Raw genomic sequence first — 20,209 nt, forward strand, 5'->3', positions numbered from 1 at the left:
AAAACGCGCCCCGTGGGGCGCGTTTCCGCAGCTGTCGCTGGAAAGAAGGCTTATGCCTTCTTTTCCGCTTCCAGCTGCTTCCTGATCTGCGCATCGACCGCCGCAATGGCGGTCATGTTCAGGATCCGGCGCGAGGTCGCGCTGGTGGTCAGGATGTGCACCGGCTTGTTCACGCCCATCAGGATCGGACCGATCGCCACGCCGTCGGTGAACACGCGCACCAGGTTGTAGGCGATGTTGGCCGCTTCCAGGTTCGGCAGCACGAACAGGTTGGCGCGGCCCTGCAGGGTCGAGCCCGGCAGCAGCTTCTGGCGCAGCGCTTCATCCCATGCGGTGTCGCCCTGCATTTCGCCATCCACGTTCAGGCGCGGGTTGCGCTTGAGCAGCAGCTCGCGCACCTGGCGCATCTTCAGCGCATCCTTCGAATCATGGCTGCCGAAGTTGGAGTGTGACAGCAGCGCCACCTTCGGCTCGATGCCGAACAGCTTCATGCGATAGGCCGCCTGCAGGGTCGCCTCGCACAGCTGCTCGGCGGTCGGGTCTTCCTGCACGTGGGTATCGACGAAGAAGAACACGCCCTGCTGGTTGATCACGCCGGTCATCGCCGAGGTCGAGGTGACCTTCGGCTCCAGCGGCAGCACGCTGCGCACGTAGCCCAGCTTCTTGTGGAAGCGGCCGACGATGCCGGTCAGCATCGCATCGGCTTCGCCACGGGCGACCATCACCGCTGCGATCAGGGTCGGGCGCGAACGCATCAGGTTCTTCGCCGCGGCCACGGTCACGCCGCGACGGCCGGTCAGGCCGTGGTAGTACTGCCAGTATTCGTTGAAGCGCGGGTCGTCGTTGATGTTGGTGACTTCAACGTTCTCGCCGATCTTCAGGCGCAGGCCGAGGCGCTCGATGCGCGACTCGATCACTTCCGGGCGACCGATCAGGATCGGATGCGCCAGGCCGTCATCGACCACGTTCTGCACTGCCTGCAGCACCACTTCCTCTTCGCCCTCGGCGTACACCACGCGCTGCTTGTCGCTGCGCGCGCGGTCGTACACCGGCTTCATCATCAGGCTGGTGCGGTAGACGAACTGGGCCAGCTTGTCGCGGTAGGCGCCCATGTCCTCGATCGGGCGCGAGGCCACGCCCGAATCCATCGCGGCCTGGGCCACGGCGGCCGACAGTTCCACCAGCAGGCGGCGGTCGAACGGGCGCGGGATCAGGTATTCACGGCCGAAGCTCGGGGTCTCGCCGCCGTAGGCCGAGCCCATGTCGGTGGCTGCACGGCGTGCCAGTGCAGCGATGGCGCGCACGCAGGCGATCTTCATTTCCTCGTTGATCGCGGTGGCGCCCACGTCCAGCGCACCACGGAACAGGTAGGGGAAGCACAGCACGTTGTTGACCTGGTTCGGGTAGTCCGAACGGCCGGTGCCGATGATCGCGTCCGGACGCGCAGCGCGCGCCACCTCCGGCATGATTTCCGGGGTCGGGTTGGCCAGCGCGAAGATCACCGGATCCGGCGCCATGGTCTTGACCATGTCGGCGGTCAGGATGCCCGGTGCCGACAGGCCCAGGAAAATGTCCGCGCCGTCGACGATCTCGGCCAGGGTGCGCTTGTCGGTGTCGCGCGCATAGCGCTGCTTTTCCGGGTCCAGGTCGGTACGACCGGTGTGGATCACGCCCTCGCGATCGAAGGCCAGGATGTTCTCCGGCTTCAGGCCCAGCTGCACCAGCATGTTCACGCAGGAAATGCCGGCCGCGCCCATGCCCGTGGTCGCCAGCTTCACTTCCTCGATCTTCTTGCCGGTGATCGCCATCGCGTTGAGCACGGCCGCGCCGACGATGATCGCCGTGCCGTGCTGGTCGTCATGGAATACCGGGATCTTCATGCGCTCGCGCAGCTTGCGCTCGACCACGAAGCATTCCGGCGCCTTGATGTCCTCCAGGTTGATGCCGCCGAAGGTCGGTTCCAGCGAGGCGATGATGTCGACCAGCTTGTCCGGGTCGGTCTCATCCACTTCGATGTCGAACACATCGATGCCGGCGAACTTCTGGAACAGCACGCCCTTGCCTTCCATCACCGGCTTGCCGGCCAGCGCGCCGATGTTGCCCAGGCCCAGCACCGCGGTGCCGTTGGAGATCACCGCCACCAGGTTGCCGCGGGCGGTCAGCTCGCTGGCCTGCTGCGGGTCGGCCTTGATCGCTTCACAGGCGTACGCCACGCCCGGCGAATACGCCAGCGACAGGTCGCGCTGGGTCAGCATGGGCTTGGTAGCGGAAACCTTGATCTTTCCCGGCGGGGACATCCGGTGGTAATCGAGGGCGGCCTGTTTGAAATCTTCGTTGGACATCGATGTGGGTTACATGAATGGGCAGAAGGGACAGGGGATGATACCCCCGTTGGAGCGTCCGGACCTGTCGCAATCCTGTCGCAAGCATGCTGCGACCGCACAATTCCGTGCCGTATGCGACGGTACCGCGATACCAGCTTCGGCGCTGCCCATGACAGCCATGGGACGCCCTGAAACGCCGCGGGGCCGTACCACTGACGTGATCGGCCCCGCGGTACCACACACCTGGATCAGCCCTTGGCCGGCAGCGCCTCGGGCAGCGCATCGACCGGCGGCGGCAGTTCGCTCTCGCGGCCATCCAGCGCCAGCTGCAGGCGGTTGCGGTCCAGCGCGCCTTCCCAGCGCGAGACCACCACGGTGGCCACCGCATTGCCGATGAAATTGGTCAGCGAGCGGCATTCGCTCATGAACCGGTCCACGCCCAGGATCAGCGCCATGCCAGCCACCGGTACCTCCGGCACCACGGCCAGGGTGGCGGCCAGGGTGATGAAACCGGCGCCGGTGACACCGGCCGCGCCCTTGGAGCTGAGCATGGCGACCAGCAGCAGGGCGATCTGGTGGCCCAGGGTCAGTTCGGTGTTGGTGGCCTGGGCGATGAACAGTGCCGCCAGGGTCATGTAGATGTTGGTGCCGTCCAGGTTGAACGAGTAGCCGGTCGGGACCACCAGGCCCACCACCGACTTGCTGCAGCCGGCGCGTTCCATCTTCTCCATCAGCGACGGCAGCGCCGACTCCGACGAGGAGGTGCCGAGCACCAGCAGCAGTTCGGCCTTCAGGTAGCGCGCCAGCTTGAACACCGAGAACCCGCACAGGCGGCAGACCACACCGAGGATCACCGCCACGAACAGGAACGCGGTGAGGTAGAACGAGCCCACCAGCCAGGCCAGGTTGATCAGCGAGCCGACGCCGTACTTGCCGATGGTGAAGGCGATCGCACCGAAGGCACCGATCGGGGCGGCCTTCATCAGGATGTGCACCAGCTTGAACACCGGGGCGACCAGCGCCTCCAGGAAGTTCAGCACCGGCTTGCCCTTCTCGCCCACCATCGCCAGCGCGATGCCGAACAGCACGGCCACGAACAGCACCTGCAGGATGTTGCCATCGACAAAAGCGCTGAGCAGCGTCTTCGGGATGATGTCCATCAGGAAGCCGACCAGGGTCAGGTCATGCGACTTCTCGACGTAGCTGTGCACTGCGGTCTGGTCCAGCTCGGCCGGGTTGATGTTCATGCCCGCGCCGGGCTGCACCACGTGCGCCACAATCATGCCGACAATCAGCGCCAGCGTGGAGAAGAACAGGAAGTACGCCATCGCCTTGGCGAACACCCGGCCCACCGTGCGCAGGTGGGTCATGCTGGCGATGCCGGTGACGATGGTGAGGAAGATCACCGGCGCGATGATCATCTTCACCAGGTTGATGAAGGCATCGCCGAGCGGCTTCATCTTCTCGCCGACCAGCGGTTCGTAGTGGCCGAGGATGGCACCCAGGACGATCGCCACGATCACCTGGAAGTACAGCTGGCGATAGATCGGCAACGGCTTTGCAGGCACCGGTGCTGCGGTCGGGATGTGCATGGCGGACTCCGGAAGGGGCGTTTTCAGGCACGTACGGCCCCGGGACTGCACGGGAGCCGTTACCGTGGAAACTGATCGCAGGCCCTGTACTGCACGCACAGGGGGTGCGACCAATGGACGCCTTTGTACGCGCCAGGCACGCCGGCGCAGATAACCTATTGGTACTAGCCCCCCGGTTCAGGTGGCACAGGTGCCTACACTGGCGCCGCACCGCCCGGAAACGGGAAGGCCGGTGGCCCGGGCTGAACGGCTGGGCATGTCCCTGCGAAAGTTTCGGCCCCTGCGGCCGTTGATGTCCTGTCCACACGCAATCTGAGAGAGCCGCACCCAACATGCGCCCGAATCCCACCTTGCTGGCCCTGTCGCTGGCCGCCCTTCCCGCCTTCGCCTCGGCCGCCGATTTCGACAACTGGCCGACCAAGTACACCTTCGGCGATGGCACCGAGCTGGCGGCCACCGCCAACATCGCCTACGACTACAACGACTTCTCCTCGGCCAGCGGCCTCGAGGACGACGACGCTGTGCGGCGCAAGGAATTCGGTGCGACGCTGAAGAAGAAGGGCGTGTACGACGCGATGGTCTACTACGACTTCCAGGCCGATACCTGGCTGGACGTGTTCGTGCGCTTCGAGAGCAAGGCCTTCTTCGGCCGTGACGTCGGCCGCTTCCGCTTCGGCTACATGAAGACCCCGGTCGGCCTAGATGCGAACACCTCTTCGCGTGCCGGCAGCTTCCTGGAAACCTCGCTGCCGGTGCAGGCCTTCTACGAAGGCCGCCGTACCGGTGTGGAATGGGTGCTGGAGCGCCCGCAGTACCTGCTGCAGGCAGGCGCCTATGGCGGCAAGGACCTGCAGGGCGACAACCCCGGAACCACCCAGGCGGTGCGGGCGGTGTGGACGCCGGTGAAGGCACCGGGTGACGTTATCCACCTGGGCCTGGCCTACTCGCAGGAGAACCCACGCGGCTACAGCGACGGCCGCGACGTGCACCACGAGGCCAGCGCCCGCCTGCGCGCGCGCCCGGAAGCCGGCCTGACCGACATCCGCTACGTCGATTCCGGCGCGCTGGTCACCGCCGACCAGATCCGCCGCACCGGCCTGGAAGGCATCTGGATCCGCGGCCCGTTCTCGCTGCAGGCCGAAGCGCTGCGCGCCACGGTCACCCGCCATGACGGCAAGCCCGACTTCACCGGCAGCGGCCAGTACGCGATGGCCAGCTGGGTGCTGACCGGCGAATCGCGGCCGTACAACGCCGGCGCGGTGGCCAACATCAAGCCGGCGCACAACTACGGTGCGGTCGAACTGGTGGCGCGTTACAGCCGCCTGGACCTCGACGATGGTGACATCCTGGGTGGCCGCCAGCACGACCTGACGTTGGGTGCGAACTGGTACCTGACCAGCCACTTCAAGTTCCAGGCCAACTACGTGAAGGTCGACGCCAGCCGTCGTGGCGTGCACAGCACGCCGGAGATCTTCGAACTGCGCGCGCAGATGCACTTCTGACCCCTTCCACGTCAGACCCCGGCGGGCGTGCACGCCGCGCCCGCCGGCCCTGCGTAGACTGCCGCCATGTATTGGCTCAGCCGCCACCGGATGCTGTTGCTGACCATCCTGGTGATGGTCGGTGGCACCGTGCTGTGCGCGGTCGCCGCTGGCCATTACGCCTGGCGGCGCGCGCTCGGCGACGAAAGCAGCCAGGTGCAACGCCAGCTGCAGCTGTATGGCCAGGGCCTGCAACAGCGCATCGACCGCTTCGGCACCTTGCCGCAGGTCATGGCGCTGGATCCGGATCTGCTGCACGCACTGCGTGTGCCGCCCTCGCCCGGCGAACGTCAGCGACTGAACCTCAAGCTGCAACGTGCCAATGAAGTCACCCGGGCCTCGACCCTGACCCTGGTCGGCCACGATGGTGTGGCGGTGGCGGCCAGCAACTGGGACCAACCGACCAGCAACGTCGGCGAGAACTACAGCTACCGCCCCTACTACCGCCAGGCGCTGGCGCAGGGCCGTGGCCGCTTCTACGGCATCGGCATGACCACCGGCGTGCCCGGCTATTACCTTTCGCAGGCCATCGAGGCTGACGGCAAGCGGCTCGGCGTGGTGGTGATCAAGGTCGAGCTGTCCGCGCTGGAACAGGAATGGTTGAGCAGCCCGGACGTGGTGCTGGCCAGCGACGACCATGACGTCGTATTCCTGTCCAACCGGGACAGCTGGCGCTACCGGCTGCTGCGTCCGCTGCGTGCCGGTGAGCGCCGCGAAATGCTCGATGCACGTCAGTACGCCGACCGTGCCCTGCAGCCCTTGCGTGCACGTACCGAAGACGTGCTGTCCGATGGCGGCCGCATGGTGCGGCTGCTGGATCCTGCGCTGCCGCAGCCGAGGCTGTGGCAAAGCCTGGCGCTGCCCGCCGAGGGCTGGAACCTGCACCTGCTGCACGACGCCGGCGCCGCTACTGCAGCAGGTCGCGCGGCCGCCCTGACCGGCGGTGCCGCGTGGCTGGCCTTGGGCTTCCTGGTGCTGTTCGTGCAGCAACGCAGGCGCCTGGCCAAGCATCGCCTGCGCAGCCGCCGCGAACTGGAAACCCTGCTCAAGCAGCACGCACAGGAGCTGCGCACCGCACAGGATGGCCTGCTGCAGGCCGCCACCGACGCCGACAGTGGTCTCAGCCGCAGCCTCGAACACCTGCCGCAGGGTGTTGTGGTGATCGACCGCGACCTGCGCCTGGTCGCGTGAATTCGCGCTATCTGGAACTGTTCCGGTTCCCGGCAGACCTGGTGCGCGTCGGCCGGCCGATCGAGGAACTGTTCCGTTTCAATGCCCGTCGTGGCCTGCTCGGTCCCGGCCCGGTGGACGAGGCCATCGAGCGCCGCCTGAACCACCTGCGCAGTGGCCGCCCGCACATGCGCGAGAGCGAAAAGGACGACGGCACGGTGCTGGAGATCCGCGGCAATCCCCTGCCTGATGGCGGCTTCGTCACCAGCTACGCCGACATCACCAGCTACAAGAATGCGGCGCGCGAACTGCGCTCGCTGGCCGATGCGCTGGAACACCGCATCGCCGAGCGCACCCGTGACCTGGACGAGGCGCGGCGCGAGGCCGAGCAGGCCAACCGCTACAAGACCCGCTTCGTCGCCTCGGCAGTGCACGACCTGCTGCAGCCGCTCAACGCTGCGCGCATGTTCGTCTCAGTGCTGCGCGGCAAGCTGGGCGACCCGGTGCAGCAGCAGACTGCCGATCATATCGATGCCGCGCTGGCGGCGCAGGACGCGATCCTCAACAGCCTGCTGGATATCGCGCGGCTGGAATCAGGCAGCCTGCCCACCCGCGTACAGGCGTTCCGGCTGGGCCCCCTGCTGCAGACACTGGCGCGCGAGTTCGGCATCGCCGCGCAGTCACGCGGGCTGGTGGTGGACTGGGTCGATAGCCATGCCGTGGTGGTCAGCGATGAAGCGCTGCTGCGCCGCATCCTGCAGAACTTCCTGTCCAACGCGCTGCGCTACAGCGAACGCGGTCGCGTGCTGCTTGGCTGCCGCCGCCGTGAAGGACTGCTGTGGATCGAAGTGCACGACCAGGGCCCGGGTATTCCCGATGCGTTGCAGGGCGAGATCTTCGAGGAGTTCCGTCGCCTGCACGACGGCCAGCAGCGCGGCGCCGGCCTTGGCCTGGCCATTGTCGACCGCATCGGCCGCCTCCTCGGCCATCCGATCCGGCTGCGCTCGCAGCTGGGCCGGGGCAGCGTGTTCGCGGTAGGCGTACCGTTCGGCGAAGCCAGCGCGATTCCGGCCACCGCGCCTGCGCCGGTACTGGCGCAGGAACCGGGCGCGGACAACCCGCTGCGTGGGCGTCGGGTGTGGGTGATCGACGACGATCCGCACGTGTGTGCGGCCAGCCGTGCGCTGCTGGAGCGCTGGGGCTGCGAGGTGGCGCTGGCCGATGGGCCACAGGCGGCGCTGCAGTTGGCCAGTGCCGAGACGGTTCCGGAGCTGGTGCTGCTGGATGTGCGCATGGGCGATCACCACGGGCCGGTGCTGTACGAGACGCTGGCGGAGTTGTGGCAGGCACGCCCACCGGTGGTGCTGGTCACTGCAGAGCGCGATGCGGGATTGCGTGAGATGGCCGCCGAGCGCGGCTGGGGAATGATGGCCAAGCCGGTGAAGCCGCCGGCGCTGCGGGCGCTGATGAGTCAGTTGTTGATCCGGCATCGCGGGTAGTTTCCAGCCAACGGCGCAGCCCCTCGTGGGTGGACGCGCAAAGCAGTTCATCGGTGGGGCCGGGTAGATGGGCTGCACAGGGGGCGCTGCAAGTACGTCCCTGTAAGCTCGGTCGCCGCATCCATGCGGCTCACGCCCCTGTGCAGCCCATCTACCCGGCCACGGACACGTGCCGTGCGCGTCCACCCTCGGAGAAGAAAATAAGATCAAAAGCGAGTCGCGCGCTGCGCTTGCTTGTGTAGAGCCGAGCCCATGCTCGGCTTCGCGGACCGGCCGCAAAGCAGCCGAGCGTGGGCTCGGCTCTACAAAAAGCGGCCTGCCAGGCTGCCTTTGCTTTTGATCCTCTTTTCTCTTCCGTGGGTGGACGCGCCCGGAACCTGCCCAGCCTCTCCCATGAACTGCTCTACGTGTCCACCCACGAGGGGCTGTGCCGTTGGCTGGAAATTACAGCCCGATGCCGGCGTCGCCTTCAGGCTCCAGCGCCTTCACCAGCACCGCGGCCTGGGTGCGGCTATGGCACTCGAGTTTTTTCAGGATGGCGGTGACATGCACCTTCACCGTGTTCTCAGCCAGCCCCAGCGTGTAGGCGATCTGCTTGTTGAGCAGGCCATCGGCCAGGCAGAGCAGCACGCGGAACTGCTGCGGGGTCAGCTGGGCCAGGCGGCTGGCCAGCAGCGCATCGGCCTCCGAGCGCTCGGCGGCCATTGCCGGGAACCACAGGCCGCCGTCGAGCACCGCCTGCACGGCCTCGCCGATGGTCTCGGCCGGGGCCGACTTCGGGATGAAACCGGCCGCGCCGAACTGCTGGGCACGGCGGATCACCCGCGGGTGGTCGTTGGACGAGAGGATCACCACCGGAATGTCGGGATGCGAGCCACGCACGTGCAGCAGCGCGGAAAAGCCGTGCGCGCCAGGCATGGTCAGGTCGAGCAGCACCAGGTCCACGTCCGGCTGCGCGTCGAGCGTCTCGGCCAATGCCTCGGCGCTCGCAACCTCGCGCACCTGTGCCAACGGCAGGCTCTGCCGCAAGGACTGCACCACCGCCGAACGCAGCAGCGGGTGGTCATCGGCGATCAGGATGGTGTATTCGCTCATACCGCCATTGTACGGGCAGGTCGCCGCCTCAGCGCCCGGCCGGCTCGACGCTGCTGCGCCAGGCATCGAGGAACTGGCGACGCTTGAGCGCGTCCAGGTACACCAGCAGGCCCGGGCCGAGCTGGATCGGACGGCGGCTGCGGCCCGGCGCATCATCGCCGCGTGCGTTGCCGGTCACGATCGGCATCAGCCGCGCTTCGCGCGACAGCACCTGCTGGCCACGCGGCGACAGCAGGTAATCGAGGAAGCGCCGCGCTTCTTCCGGGTGTGGGCCGGTGCGCGGGATGACTGCGGTGCGCAGCACCACCAGCGTGTAGTCCTCGGGCTCGATGATGGCCAGTGGCGCGCCGGCATCGACACGTGCCTGCGCGTAGGAGCCGAGCACGTTGTAGACCAGCGACAGCTGGCCACTGGCCACCTGGTCCAGCAGCACGCCAGTACGCTCCTCGCGCACCACGTCGTTGTCGCCGAGCGCGCCCAGCAGCGCGCCGGCAATGCTGCCGCGCTGCGCGTCCTGGGTCGCCAGCAGGTAGCCGACACTGCTGCGCTCGATGTCATAGGTGCCGACCTTGCCGCGCAGCGGTGCACCTTCAGCACGCAGCCGGTCGAGCAGCTGGCGGCGCGTGTGCGGCACCTTCGCCGCCGGCAGTGCGCGGGTGTTGTAGACCATCACCACCGGCTCGTAGCTGATGCCGAATGCCTCGTTGCGCCATTGCGCCCACGCCGGCAGCGCCGCGGTCTGCGCCGAGCGGTGCGGCAGCGCATGGCCATCGTTGACCAGCTTGGTCTGCAGGTCCATGCCGCTGGAGATCAGCAGGTCCGGTGATGCCGGCCCGCCACGGTCGTGCAGGTAACGCGCGTACAGGTCCTGGGTGATGATGTCCTCGTACACCACTTCGGTGCCGGGGTGAAGGCGCTGGTAGTCGGCGATGACCACCGCGAACACTTCGATGTCGGTGGTGCCGTGGATGCGCAGCTGAGCGGTGGCCGCTCCCTGTGCGGGAAAACGGCGCACATCGCCGGGCGCAGCCAACACCGGCAGGGCCAGCAGCAGGGCAACGGCCGTCGCGAACAAGCGGATCATGGACTGCTCCGGGGCAGGCGGATGGTGGCGACCAGCCCGCCCTGCGGGCGGTTGCTGAGGTCAATGCGGCCGCCATGGCTGTCGACCACGCGCTTGACGATGGCCAGGCCCAGCCCCGCACCACCTGAGGGCGCGCCTTCGCCACGGGCGAAACGCTCGAATACGCGCTCGGCATCGGCCGGGGCGATGCCTGCGCCGTGGTCGGCGATGGTCAGCACGGCCTGCTCGCCTTCCACGGTAAGGGCAATCTGCAAGTCGCCGTCACCGCCGTACTTCAGTGCGTTGTCGACCAGGTTCTTGATCGCCTCGCGCAGCAGCAGCGCATCGCCGTGCACCAGTGCCGGTTCGGCGGTCATCGCCAACTGCACGCGCGGCGCCGGACCGGCCTGCGGCAGCGCTTCATGCAAGGCCTGGTGCACGGTCTCGGCCAGGTCCACCGCTGCAAAGCGCTGCAGATGCGAACGATGGATCACGCTGGCATCGCTGAGCAGCTGGTTCAGCAGCCGGCTCATATGGGTGGCGTTGCGCTCGATCGCCTGCAGGCTGCGCCGCATGTCCTCCGGATCGTCATCATCCAGCGCCAGCTGTGCCTGTGCGCGCAACGCAGCCAGTGGCGTGCGCATCTGGTGCGCAGCCTCGGCCATGAACGCGCGCAGTGTCTCGTTGCTGCTGGACAGGCGTTCCATGAAGCGGTTCAGCGCCGCCACCATCTGGTCCATCTCGCGCGGAACGCGGGCATCCAGCGGCTTCAGGTCGGACGGCTCCCGTCGCGACAGCTCGCGCTCCACCCGCACCAGCGGCCGGAATGCGCGATGCACGCCGAACGCCACCAGTGCCAGCAGCAGCCCGGACAGCACGCCGATCGCGAGCAATGCGCGATTGACCATGTCCTGCGCGACCGCTTCACGCGCACGCCGGGTCTGGCCGACCTGGACCTGCACCTCGCCCTGCGCCGAGGCAGCGGCGAAGCTGCGACCGACCACCACGAAGCGCACGGTCTCGCCGCTGTAGGTGGCATCGAACAGCTGCGGCTGGGTACCGGGCCGGCGCGGCGGTGCCGGCAGGTCGCCGTAGCCGGTGATCAGGGTGCCGCGGCTGTCGGCCACGCGATAGAACACGCGGTCCTCGGGCGCCATCGCCAGCAGGTCCAACGCCGCATACGGCAGATCGACCTGCCACTGCCCATCGACCAGGGCCACCGAATCGGCAATGGACAGCGCCGAGGACACCAGCAGGTGATCGTAGGATCGATTGGCGGCGCGCTGGCCGTAATCGCGCGCGGCGAACAGCAGGGCCACTGCGAACACCGCCAGCAGCACGCCGAGATAGAGCAGCAGCGTGCGCCGCAGCGAACCCGGCGCCGCAGTCGCAGCGCGCGCGTCAGCCATCGGCGTCGGCATGGGTATCGCTGGCCTCCAGCAGATAGCCGACACCGCGCACCGTGGTGATGCGCAGCGGTGCGCCCGCCAGCTTCCTTCTCAGGCGGCCAACATACAACTCGATGGCATTCGGGCCCGCTTCGTCATCGAAACCGAACAGGCCGTTGCCGATCTCATCCTTGCCGACCACTTGGCCGAGGCGCCCGACCAGGATCTCCAGCAGGCGGTACTCGCGGTTGGGCAGTTCGATCGGTTCGCCGTCGAGGCTGACCCGGTGCGCAGCGTTGTCGAACTGGAAGCCGCCGATCTGCACCACTTCGCTGGCCTGGCCACGCGCACGCCGCAGCAGCACGCGGCAGCGCGCTTCGAACTCGCGGAAATCGAACGGCTTGCCCAGGTAATCGTCGGCACCGACATCCAGCGCCTGCACGCGATCCTCGATGCCATCGCGCGCGGTCAGCATCAGCACCGGCGTGCTGTCACCGCGCTCGCGCATGCCGGCCAGCACGCGCAGGCCATCGAGCTTGGGCAGGCCGATGTCCAGCACCACCAGGTCGAAGCTCTGGTAGCGCAGCACGCTGGCGGCGGCCAGGCCATCAGCCTGCCAGTCCACAGCGTGCCCGCTACGGCGCATCCGGCGGATGATCGCATCGGCCAGATCCGGGTTGTCTTCGACCAGCAGCAGGCGCATGGGCACACGGGTGGGAGGGGAACCGAATGCTACCGCATGCCGCCGCCGCGCTTGCCGGGCACGGCACGGCGAGATCGACGACAGGCTTTTCGCTGCACCGCACAAACCGCTGACAGGACGATGACAGCTTGCCCGACCCAGACTGCGGCCGCGCACCGTCCGGTGCCCACGATTGCCGCGCGCCTGGCGCGCACCTGGGAGGGTTTGTGGAATTCACGTTTGCCTGGCGGCGTCCTGCCGCCATGATGGCGCTGGCTGCCCTGTCGGCGCCGGCCTTCGCTGCCGAAGCCGACCGCCCGGTCACCGCCACTCTCGGTGGCCGCCTGCACCTGGACTTCGCCACCTTCGACAACGACAACCGCGGCACCCCGAACAAGGACGACACCGAGGTCCGCCGCGCCTGGCTGGACGTGTCGGGCAAGTTCTTCGTGGTCGACTACAAGCTGGAAGCCGACTTCTCCGGCGACCGCGTCGAGGCCAAGGACGTGTACCTGGCACGCAGCTTCGGCGAGGCCGGCAAGCTGACCGTGGGCCAATTCAAGCAGTACTTCTCGCTGGATGACCGCACCAGTTCCAACTACGGCAGCCTTCTGGAGCGCGGCAACGCCGGCACCACACTGGCGCCGCTGTATCGCCTGGGTGCGTCCTGGCAGGCCAACCCGGGTGACTTCACCTGGGCCGCCAGCATCTACAGCCTGGAAAGCATCGACGCCTGGCAGGTGAAGGGCCGCGCGGCGGGTGGTCGCGTCACCTGGGCGCCCTCGCCCAGCGACGGTGACGTGCTGCACCTGGGCCTGTCGCTGGCCCGCGAGGCCTACGACAACCCGGGGGCCAACGGCGTGCCCGGCCTGCGTATCCGCCCGCGCCCGGCCGGTCACCTGTCCGACAACAGCCGCCTGACCCTGGTCGACTTCTCCGCCGGCCGCGATACCGACGTCAACAAGTGGTCGCTGGAATACGCGCAGGTGCGCGGCCCGCTGTCGTGGCAGGGCGAGTTCAGTGGCGCCACCTTCGATGACGGCGCCCAGCGCGGCGACGTGATGGCGGCCTACGGCATGCTCAGCTGGTTCGTCACCGGCGAAAGCCGTGCCTACGACCGCAAGACCGGCCGCTTCGCACGGGTCAAGGACATCCGCCACAAGGCTGGGGCCTTCGAAGTGGCGCTGCGTTACGACCAGATGTGGGGCGCGCAGCACCTCGATGGCGCGCCGGACCTGCGCCGTGGCAGCACTGAAGCGTGGACGCTGGGTGGCAACTGGTACCTGCGCGACAACCTGCGCTTCATGCTCAACGTGATCGAAAGCCGCAATCGCGACCGCCTGGCCGGGGTCACGGTGGACCGCACGCGCGCGGTCACCGGCCGCCTGCAGTACGACTTCTAAGCCAACTGTGCCGGGCAAACCACCCGGCCCCCTTCCACTCCCCCACATCCTGTTTTCGCAAGGAGTCCGCAGATGATGCTGAGCATCCTCGGCTTTGGCATGGTCATTACGTTCATGTACTTGATCATGAGCAAGCGGTTGTCGCCGCTGGTGGCCCTGATCACCATCCCCATCCTGTTCGCGCTGATCGGCGGCTTCGGTGCCGGCATCGACGAGATGATGCTGGAGGGCATCAAGAAGATCGCGCCGACCGGCGTGATGCTGATGTTCGCCATCCTCTACTTCGGGGTGATGATCGACGCCGGCCTATTCGATCCGCTGGTACGGGTGATCCTGCGCTTCGTCAAGGGCGATCCGATGAAGATCGTGCTCGGCACCGCGGTGCTGGCGATGCTGATCTCGCTCGATGGCGACGGTTCGACCACCTACATGATCACCGTCTCGGCGATGCTGCCGCTGTACCAGCGCCTCGGCATGAACGCGCTGAACATGACCTGCGTGACCATCCTGGCCGGCGGCGTGATGAACCTGACCCCGTGGGGCGGCCCGACCGCACGCGCGGCCACCGCGCTGCACGTGGACCCGGCCGATGTGTTCGTGCCGCTGATCCCGTCGATGGTGATCGCCTGTGCCGGCGTGCTGCTGCTGGCCTGGTACCTGGGCCTGAAGGAACGCCGTCGCCTTGGCGTGGTGACCCTGCCCAAGGGCGGCAGCTGGATGGACAACAGCGTGTCCGATGACAGCAACCCGCTGCCGACCGTGGAAGACGCCGAGGACATCAAGCGTCCGAAGCTGCTGTGGGTCAACCTGGCCCTGACCGTGGCGCTAATGACCGCGCTGATCATCGGCGTGCTGCCGATGCCGGTGCTGTTCATGGTCGGCTTCGCCATCGCCCTGGTGATCAACTACCCGAACCTGGCCGAACAGCGCCGCCGCGTGGTCAACCACGCCGGCAACGTGCTGTCGGTGGTGTCGCTGATCTTCGCCGCGGGCATCTTCACCGGCATCCTCAACAACACCGGCATGGTCGAGGCGATGTCACACAGCTTCCTGGCGGTGATTCCGGAGTCGTGGGGCCCGTACCTGGCGGTGATCACCGCCGTGGCGTCGATGCCGTTCACCTTCTTCATGTCCAACGACGCGTTCTACTTCGGCGTGCTGCCGATCCTGTCCGAGGCCGCCGGCAACTACGGCATCACCCCGGTGGAAATGGCGCGCGCCTCGCTGGCCGGCCAGCCGGTGCACCTGCTCAGCCCGCTGGTGCCCTCCACCTACCTGCTGGTGGGCCTGGCCAAGGTCGAATTCGCCGACCACCAGAAGTTCACCCTGAAGTGGGCCATCGCCATTTCGATGCTGCTGATGATCGGCAGCCTGCTGTTCGGCCTGTATCCCCTCGCCGCCTGACCCTTTGCCAAGGAGCCTTCTGCAATGACGCTTCGAATCGCTTACGTCACCAGTGGAATGGGCAGTGTCGGTACTGCCATCTGCCAGAGCCTGGCCCGCAGCGGCCACACCGTGGTCGCCGGCTGCGCGCCCAACTCGCCGCGCAAGGCCAACTGGCTGCGCGAGCAGCGCGAACAGGGCTTCGACTTCATCGCCTCCGAAGGCAACGCCACCGACTGGGCCTCGACCAGCGCCGCGTTCGCCAAGGTCCGTGCAGAAGTCGGTGAAGTGGACGTGCTGGTCAACAACTCCGGCGGCAGCCGCGACCTTCTTTTCCGGCAGATGACGGTGGAAGACTGGAACGCGGTGATCGCCTCCAACCTCAATGCGCTGTTCAACCTGACCAAGCAGGTGGTCGATGGCATGGCCACGCGCGGCTGGGGCCGCATCATCAACATCGGTTCGGTCAGCGCCCACAAAGGCCAGATCGGCCAGGTGAACTACGCCACCGCCAAGGCCGCGATGCACGGTTTCAGCCGTGCACTGGCCGCCGAAGTGGCCTCGCGCGGGGTCACCGTCAACACGCTGTCGCCAGGCTACATCGCCAGCCAGGCGATCAGCAGCTTCCCGCCGGATGTACTGGATCGGCTGGCCGCCTCGGTGCCGGTGCGCCGGCTGGGTCGGCCCGAGGAAGTGGCCGGCCTGTGCGCGTGGCTGGCCTCGGATGAAGCCTCGTACGTGACCGGTGCCGACTATCCGGTCAACGGTGGCCTGTACATGGGTTGAGCCCTCCCCCACGGAGTGCGCGGGGTCGGTGAATCTTCGTTCGCGAGGGGGATCCGGCCCCTTTTTCTATCGGGTTGCAGGACACGCACGGGGGCCTGCGTCGCTCGTTGGTTTCTCGTAAAGAAGGTTTCATGTTCCGTTCGCATAGTGGCCATGCACCGCGCACGCGTGCCGGTGACCACCCCCCATGCAACGGACCACCATGCAGACCCGACACCTGACGATCGCCGTGGCGATCGCGCTCTCCGCCGCCAGCGCCCATGCCGCCACCGCCGCCGATACCGGCGCCAGCACCGATGCCGCGCTGAGCGCGCAGACGCTGGATACCGTCTCCGTGATCGGCCAGGGCGAGACCCGCCAGGTGCAGCGCATCACCACCGTCGACAAGCAGGTGCTGCCGCCGGGCACCAGTGGCCAGAAAATCCTCGACCGCCTCCCGGGCGTGTCGGTGCAGTCCAACGATGCCTTCGGCGCGAACGAAGAATCGCAGACCATCAGCCTGCGCGGCTTCGACAAGAGCCGCCTCGGCTATACGCTGGACGGCATCCCGTTGGGTGACAACAGCTACGGCAACTACAACGGCCTGAGCATTGCCCGCGCGATCATTGCCGAGAACCTGGCCGGTGCCGAGCTGTCGCAGGGCATCGGTTCGCTGGGCGTGGCTTCGACCAGCAACCTGGGCGGCACCATCCAGTATTTCTCGATGGACCCGTCCACTGAATTCGGTGGCCGTGCCAGCGTCACCGTCGGCGACAACAACCAGCGCCGTGGCTACCTGCGCGTGGATACCGGCGACCTCAACGGCTTCTCGGCCTATGTGTCCGGCGTGCACCAGGACCAGGACATGTGGGCCGCGCCGTACCAGAACCAGACCACCCGCCAGTTCAACGCCAAGGCCGTGTGGAATGTCGGCGACCACCGTTTCGGTGCGTTCGTGGCGACCTCGCGCGCCAGCCAGGCCAACTACGCCTACCTGTCCAAGGACATGCTGGCCCGCGGCCTGGGTTATGACTGGAACATCTACGCGCCGGACTGGGATCGCGCCGTCGCCGCCGCGTACTGCGCGCCGGGCACCTACAACAAGGCGCGCTGCAGGTTCAGCGGCGGCGTCAACAGCATCGACGATGCGTACTACCAGAGCCGTGCACTGCGCGACGACAACCTTTATTCGGTCGATGCCGACCTGCGCCTGGGCGAGCAGGGCCGCCTGAAGCTGCTGGCCTACCACCACGACAACCGTGGCCAGGGCCACTGGTGGGCACCGGGCCAGCCGTCCTACCCGGGCACCGACAGGATGCTGCCGATTTCGATCCGCAGCACCAACTACACGATCAACCGCGATGGTGTGACAGCCGCGCTGTCGTGGACGGTGGGCATCCACGAACTGGAGGCGGGCCTGTGGTACGAGCAGAACGACCACAACGTGTCGCGCAACTTCTACTACATCAGCGGCCCGTTCCTGGACGACCTGTACCTGAAGAACCCGGACCGCCTGCTGTTCAACCAGGATTTCGACATCCGCACGCGCCAGTTCTACGTGCAGGACCGCATGCGCTTCCTGGACCAGCGCCTGACCGTGGACGTGGGCATCAAGAGCCCGAACACCCGCATGCGCGCCACCGCCCAGCCGGGCGTGGAAACCAGCATCGCCTCGGGCACGCTGACCGCCAAGAAGTCGGTGCTGCCGCAGGTGGGCCTGGGTTTCAAGCTCAACGCCAACAATGAACTGTTCGCCTCGTACGCCGAGAACATCGCCGCCTTTGTCGGTGGCGGCAGCGGTGGCCCGTTGCAGGTGTCGCCGGAATCGTTCGCGGCCAGCGCCGGGCTGGAACCGGAGAAGTCCAAGAGCCTGGAAGCCGGCTTCCGTACCTTCGGCGAGAAGTACCAGGCCTCGATCGCCGCCTACAACGTGAAATTCGACAACCGCCTGCTGTCGCTGAACCCGTGCTCGAGCATCGAAGTCGGCACGCGTCCGGAGTGCGTGACGCGCTTCATCAACGTCGGTTCGGTAAAGAGCCACGGCGCGGAACTGACCTTCATCCTCAAGCCGATCGACGGCCTGCAGTGGTACAACGCGCTGTCCTGGAACAAGACCACCTACGAGGATGACTACACCTCGGGCGGCGCGATCGTGCCGGTGGCCGGCAAGATCACGGTGGATACGCCGCAGCGCATGGCCTCCAGCGAGATCAGCTGGAACCGCGATGGCTTCTTCGCCAGCCTGCGTGCCAAGTACACCGGCAAGCGCTACTACACCTACACCAACGACCAGTCGGTGCCGGGCGTGACCACCTTCGACGCCGGTGCAGGCTACGACTTCGGCCCGGGCCTGGGCCTGCGCAACGTTCGGGTGTCGTTGAATGCGACCAACCTGACCAACAAGCGCTACGCCGGCCAGCTGAGCTCGTTCGCACCGACCGATCCGAAGGGCACGCGCTATGCGATCCATGCGAGCGCACCGCGGCAGCTGTTCATGACGGTGGCGGCGGAGTTCTAAATCGAAAGCGTTGCCCCGCGGCGTCTTGATTACCGCTGCGGGGCAGGGCCGGATGGGCCGGCGCAGGACACGCCGTAAACCCATCCATGGGGGCTCGATGGCGCCATCCATGGCGCCAACGGTCCTGCGCCGGCCCATCCGACCCTGCTCGACGGTTTCCCGCGCCACGGTGCGGAGGACAAAGAAGAGCAAGAGCAAAGAGCCGGGCATTGCCCGGCTCTTTGCTTTTCAAGATTTTCAAGCGCAATCCCTTCGGCGCGGTGATGTGCTGCCGCCCGCGCGGGAAACTGTCTGGCGGCGGTGGCGCACCCTGGCCAGGACCGTGAGGCGCATGGATGCGCCGATCGAGCCCCCATGGATGGGTTTACGGCGTGTCCTGGCCAGGGTGCGCCACCGCCGCCCAGCGATATCAATCGAGGCGCCAGCGCATCATCCCGCCAACGCATTTCATTCCGGCGCCAGCTGGTCCATCCGTATCCGGTTGGCAAACAGCGAAAACGCCAGCATGCCGGCCAGCCCATTCGCCCGGCTCACCCAATGCGGCAGCCAGCGCGGTGGCTTCAGCACCCCCGCCTCGAACAACGGTGCGAACGCGATCGCATCGGCCAGGCTCATCTTGCCGGCGAACAACCAGCGGCAGACCTGCAGGCGGTCCTCGGCCAGCATGTGGCGGAAGAAGGTATGCACGGACACCAGGCCGCGCAGGTACACCGTGTCCTTGGTGAAGGCCAGGCCGCCACTCGGCGGCACCCCACGGAACACGCGCTGTGCCGACGCAAAGCTCTCTTCGGCGTTCTGCCCGGCATCGCAGAAGTAGCGGAACACCTCGATGAAGTCGGCGCCTTCGCGGGCCATCGCGATCGCTTCAGTGCGCAGACTGATTCGCTTCAGGCGTTCGATGTCGATGCTGCCGGTGATCTGTTCGGCGAAGGTAGCCAGCCCTTCCTGGGTGGCCGTCACCCGCGGCGAGGACAACGCCAGGCTGGGCAGCACCGGTTGTTCGCGGCCATTCAAGGCGGTCAGCGAATGCACCAGCGCTTCGTGGTGGAACAGCTGCGCGCGGTCGTAGGCACTGAAGCGCGCACTGGTGCGCAGGCGGATGCGGGTCGGTCCGGCAGCGGCCTTGGACACCAGCTCTGGATCGAGCTGCACCTGGATGATGCGCGATTCGAAGAACGCATCCAGGTCATTCTGCAGCTGCAGCTGCAGGGCAATGGCCGAGACCGGCACCTGCTCTTCCGGCGCCAGCAGTTCGTGATCGAGTTCGGCAGCAATCTGGATGAAGTGACGCGCCGCTTCGCGCGTGCTCGGGCCATTGCCTGGCAACGGCTGCTCGGGCGCGCCGAACAGCTGCACCGAACAGGTATCGACGGCGGCAGTGCCCAGCCCCTCAAGCAGCTGCGCGGCCAGGTCCCAGCTCTGTGCCGACTGCCGCACGTAGTGGCCCAGCGGATGGCTGTCATCGCAGTCAGCGGCGATCACAGCCAGCGCGCGACGTTCTTCGCTGAAGTCCAGCCGTGGGTAATCCACCTTCGGCAGCACCGGCTGGCCACGTGCCACGCTGTCCAGGAACGGTGCCTGCAGCGTGGCCGGCCAGCTGGTCAGCCCCAGCAGGCGGATGCCTCCCACGGCCTCGACCAGGCGCGCATCGAGCGCTGCATGGTGGGCCACCTCACGGTCCAGCGTCGCGGTCGGTTCCATGCGCGGACTATAGCGCCCTGCCGTGCCCGGCGCAGTGCGCCGCCGCCCGAGCATTGGCTCGGGCGCTACAAGGTGTCCCGGGATA

12 protein-coding genes and 1 pseudogene are annotated in these 20,209 nt (G+C 67.1%); 6 read left to right on the forward strand and 7 right to left on the reverse strand.

The window, feature by feature from the left end; all coding sequences use genetic code 11:
• Positions 1-50: 50 nt before the first annotated feature.
• Entirely contained in the window at positions 51-2,342 is a 2,292-nt protein-coding gene (locus ROV93_RS20300; protein ID WP_005419150.1) for an NADP-dependent malic enzyme, read from the reverse strand.
• A gap of 230 nt (positions 2,343-2,572) precedes the next feature.
• Positions 2,573-3,916, reverse strand: coding sequence for a dicarboxylate/amino acid:cation symporter (locus ROV93_RS20305; RefSeq protein WP_072167602.1), 1,344 nt, complete (start codon positions 3,914-3,916; stop codon positions 2,573-2,575).
• A gap of 332 nt (positions 3,917-4,248) precedes the next feature.
• Here ROV93_RS20305 and ROV93_RS20310 point away from each other — a divergent pair, with 332 nt between their 5' ends.
• Both ROV93_RS20310 and ROV93_RS20315 read left to right on the forward strand, forming a co-directional pair.
• A complete protein-coding gene (locus ROV93_RS20310; RefSeq protein WP_072167603.1) occupies positions 4,249-5,418 on the forward strand; it encodes a porin in 1,170 nt (389 codons plus the stop codon).
• A gap of 66 nt (positions 5,419-5,484) precedes the next feature.
• Positions 5,485-8,126 (forward strand): annotated as a pseudogene (locus ROV93_RS20315) (PAS-domain containing protein).
• 444 nt (positions 8,127-8,570) lie between these two features.
• Here the strand turns inward: ROV93_RS20315 and ROV93_RS20320 are convergent.
• Genes ROV93_RS20320 through ROV93_RS20335 form a run of 4 tightly spaced genes read right to left on the reverse strand, consistent with a single transcriptional unit; the run spans position 8,571 to position 12,375 of the window.
• Positions 8,571-9,221: a response regulator transcription factor gene (locus tag ROV93_RS20320; RefSeq protein ID WP_065185360.1), complete on the reverse strand. Its 651-nt coding sequence runs from the start codon at positions 9,219-9,221 to the stop codon at positions 8,571-8,573.
• A gap of 28 nt (positions 9,222-9,249) precedes the next feature.
• A complete protein-coding gene (locus ROV93_RS20325; RefSeq protein ID WP_111008233.1) occupies positions 9,250-10,305 on the reverse strand; it encodes an ABC transporter substrate-binding protein in 1,056 nt (351 codons plus the stop codon).
• Complete coding sequence (locus ROV93_RS20330; protein ID WP_072167687.1) at positions 10,302-11,693, reverse strand: sensor histidine kinase; 1,392 nt, start codon at positions 11,691-11,693, stop codon at positions 10,302-10,304. The genes ROV93_RS20325 and ROV93_RS20330 overlap by 4 nt, the downstream gene beginning before the upstream one ends.
• Positions 11,686-12,375, reverse strand: coding sequence for a response regulator transcription factor (locus ROV93_RS20335; protein ID WP_072167605.1), 690 nt, complete (start codon positions 12,373-12,375; stop codon positions 11,686-11,688). The genes ROV93_RS20330 and ROV93_RS20335 overlap by 8 nt, the downstream gene beginning before the upstream one ends.
• Before the next feature lie 242 nt (positions 12,376-12,617).
• Here ROV93_RS20335 and ROV93_RS20340 point away from each other — a divergent pair, with 242 nt between their 5' ends.
• From ROV93_RS20340 to ROV93_RS20355, 4 genes are all read left to right on the forward strand, one after another.
• Positions 12,618-13,757 carry a porin gene (locus ROV93_RS20340; RefSeq protein ID WP_072167606.1) on the forward strand — a complete coding sequence of 380 codons (1,140 nt, stop codon included), beginning with the start codon at positions 12,618-12,620 and terminating at the stop codon, positions 13,755-13,757.
• Positions 13,758-13,832: 75 nt separating this feature from the next.
• Positions 13,833-15,161: a CitMHS family transporter gene (locus tag ROV93_RS20345; RefSeq protein WP_005419191.1), complete on the forward strand. Its 1,329-nt coding sequence runs from the start codon at positions 13,833-13,835 to the stop codon at positions 15,159-15,161.
• Between the two features lie 24 nt (positions 15,162-15,185).
• Entirely contained in the window at positions 15,186-15,926 is a 741-nt protein-coding gene (gene phbB / locus ROV93_RS20350; RefSeq protein ID WP_005419193.1) for an acetoacetyl-CoA reductase, read from the forward strand.
• A gap of 202 nt (positions 15,927-16,128) precedes the next feature.
• Entirely contained in the window at positions 16,129-18,423 is a 2,295-nt protein-coding gene (locus tag ROV93_RS20355) for a TonB-dependent receptor (RefSeq protein ID WP_072167607.1), read from the forward strand.
• A 447-nt stretch (positions 18,424-18,870) separates the two neighbouring features.
• Here ROV93_RS20355 and ROV93_RS20360 read toward each other — a convergent pair whose 3' ends face one another.
• Positions 18,871-20,124, reverse strand: a complete 1,254-nt coding sequence (locus tag ROV93_RS20360; RefSeq protein ID WP_072167608.1) for a flavohemoglobin expression-modulating QEGLA motif protein — start codon at positions 20,122-20,124, stop codon at positions 18,871-18,873.
• Between the last annotated feature and the right edge of the window lie 85 nt (positions 20,125-20,209).

This window comes from Stenotrophomonas maltophilia group sp. msm4 (assembly GCF_032025605.1).
Classification (GTDB): Bacteria; Pseudomonadota; Gammaproteobacteria; order Xanthomonadales; family Xanthomonadaceae; genus Stenotrophomonas; species Stenotrophomonas sepilia.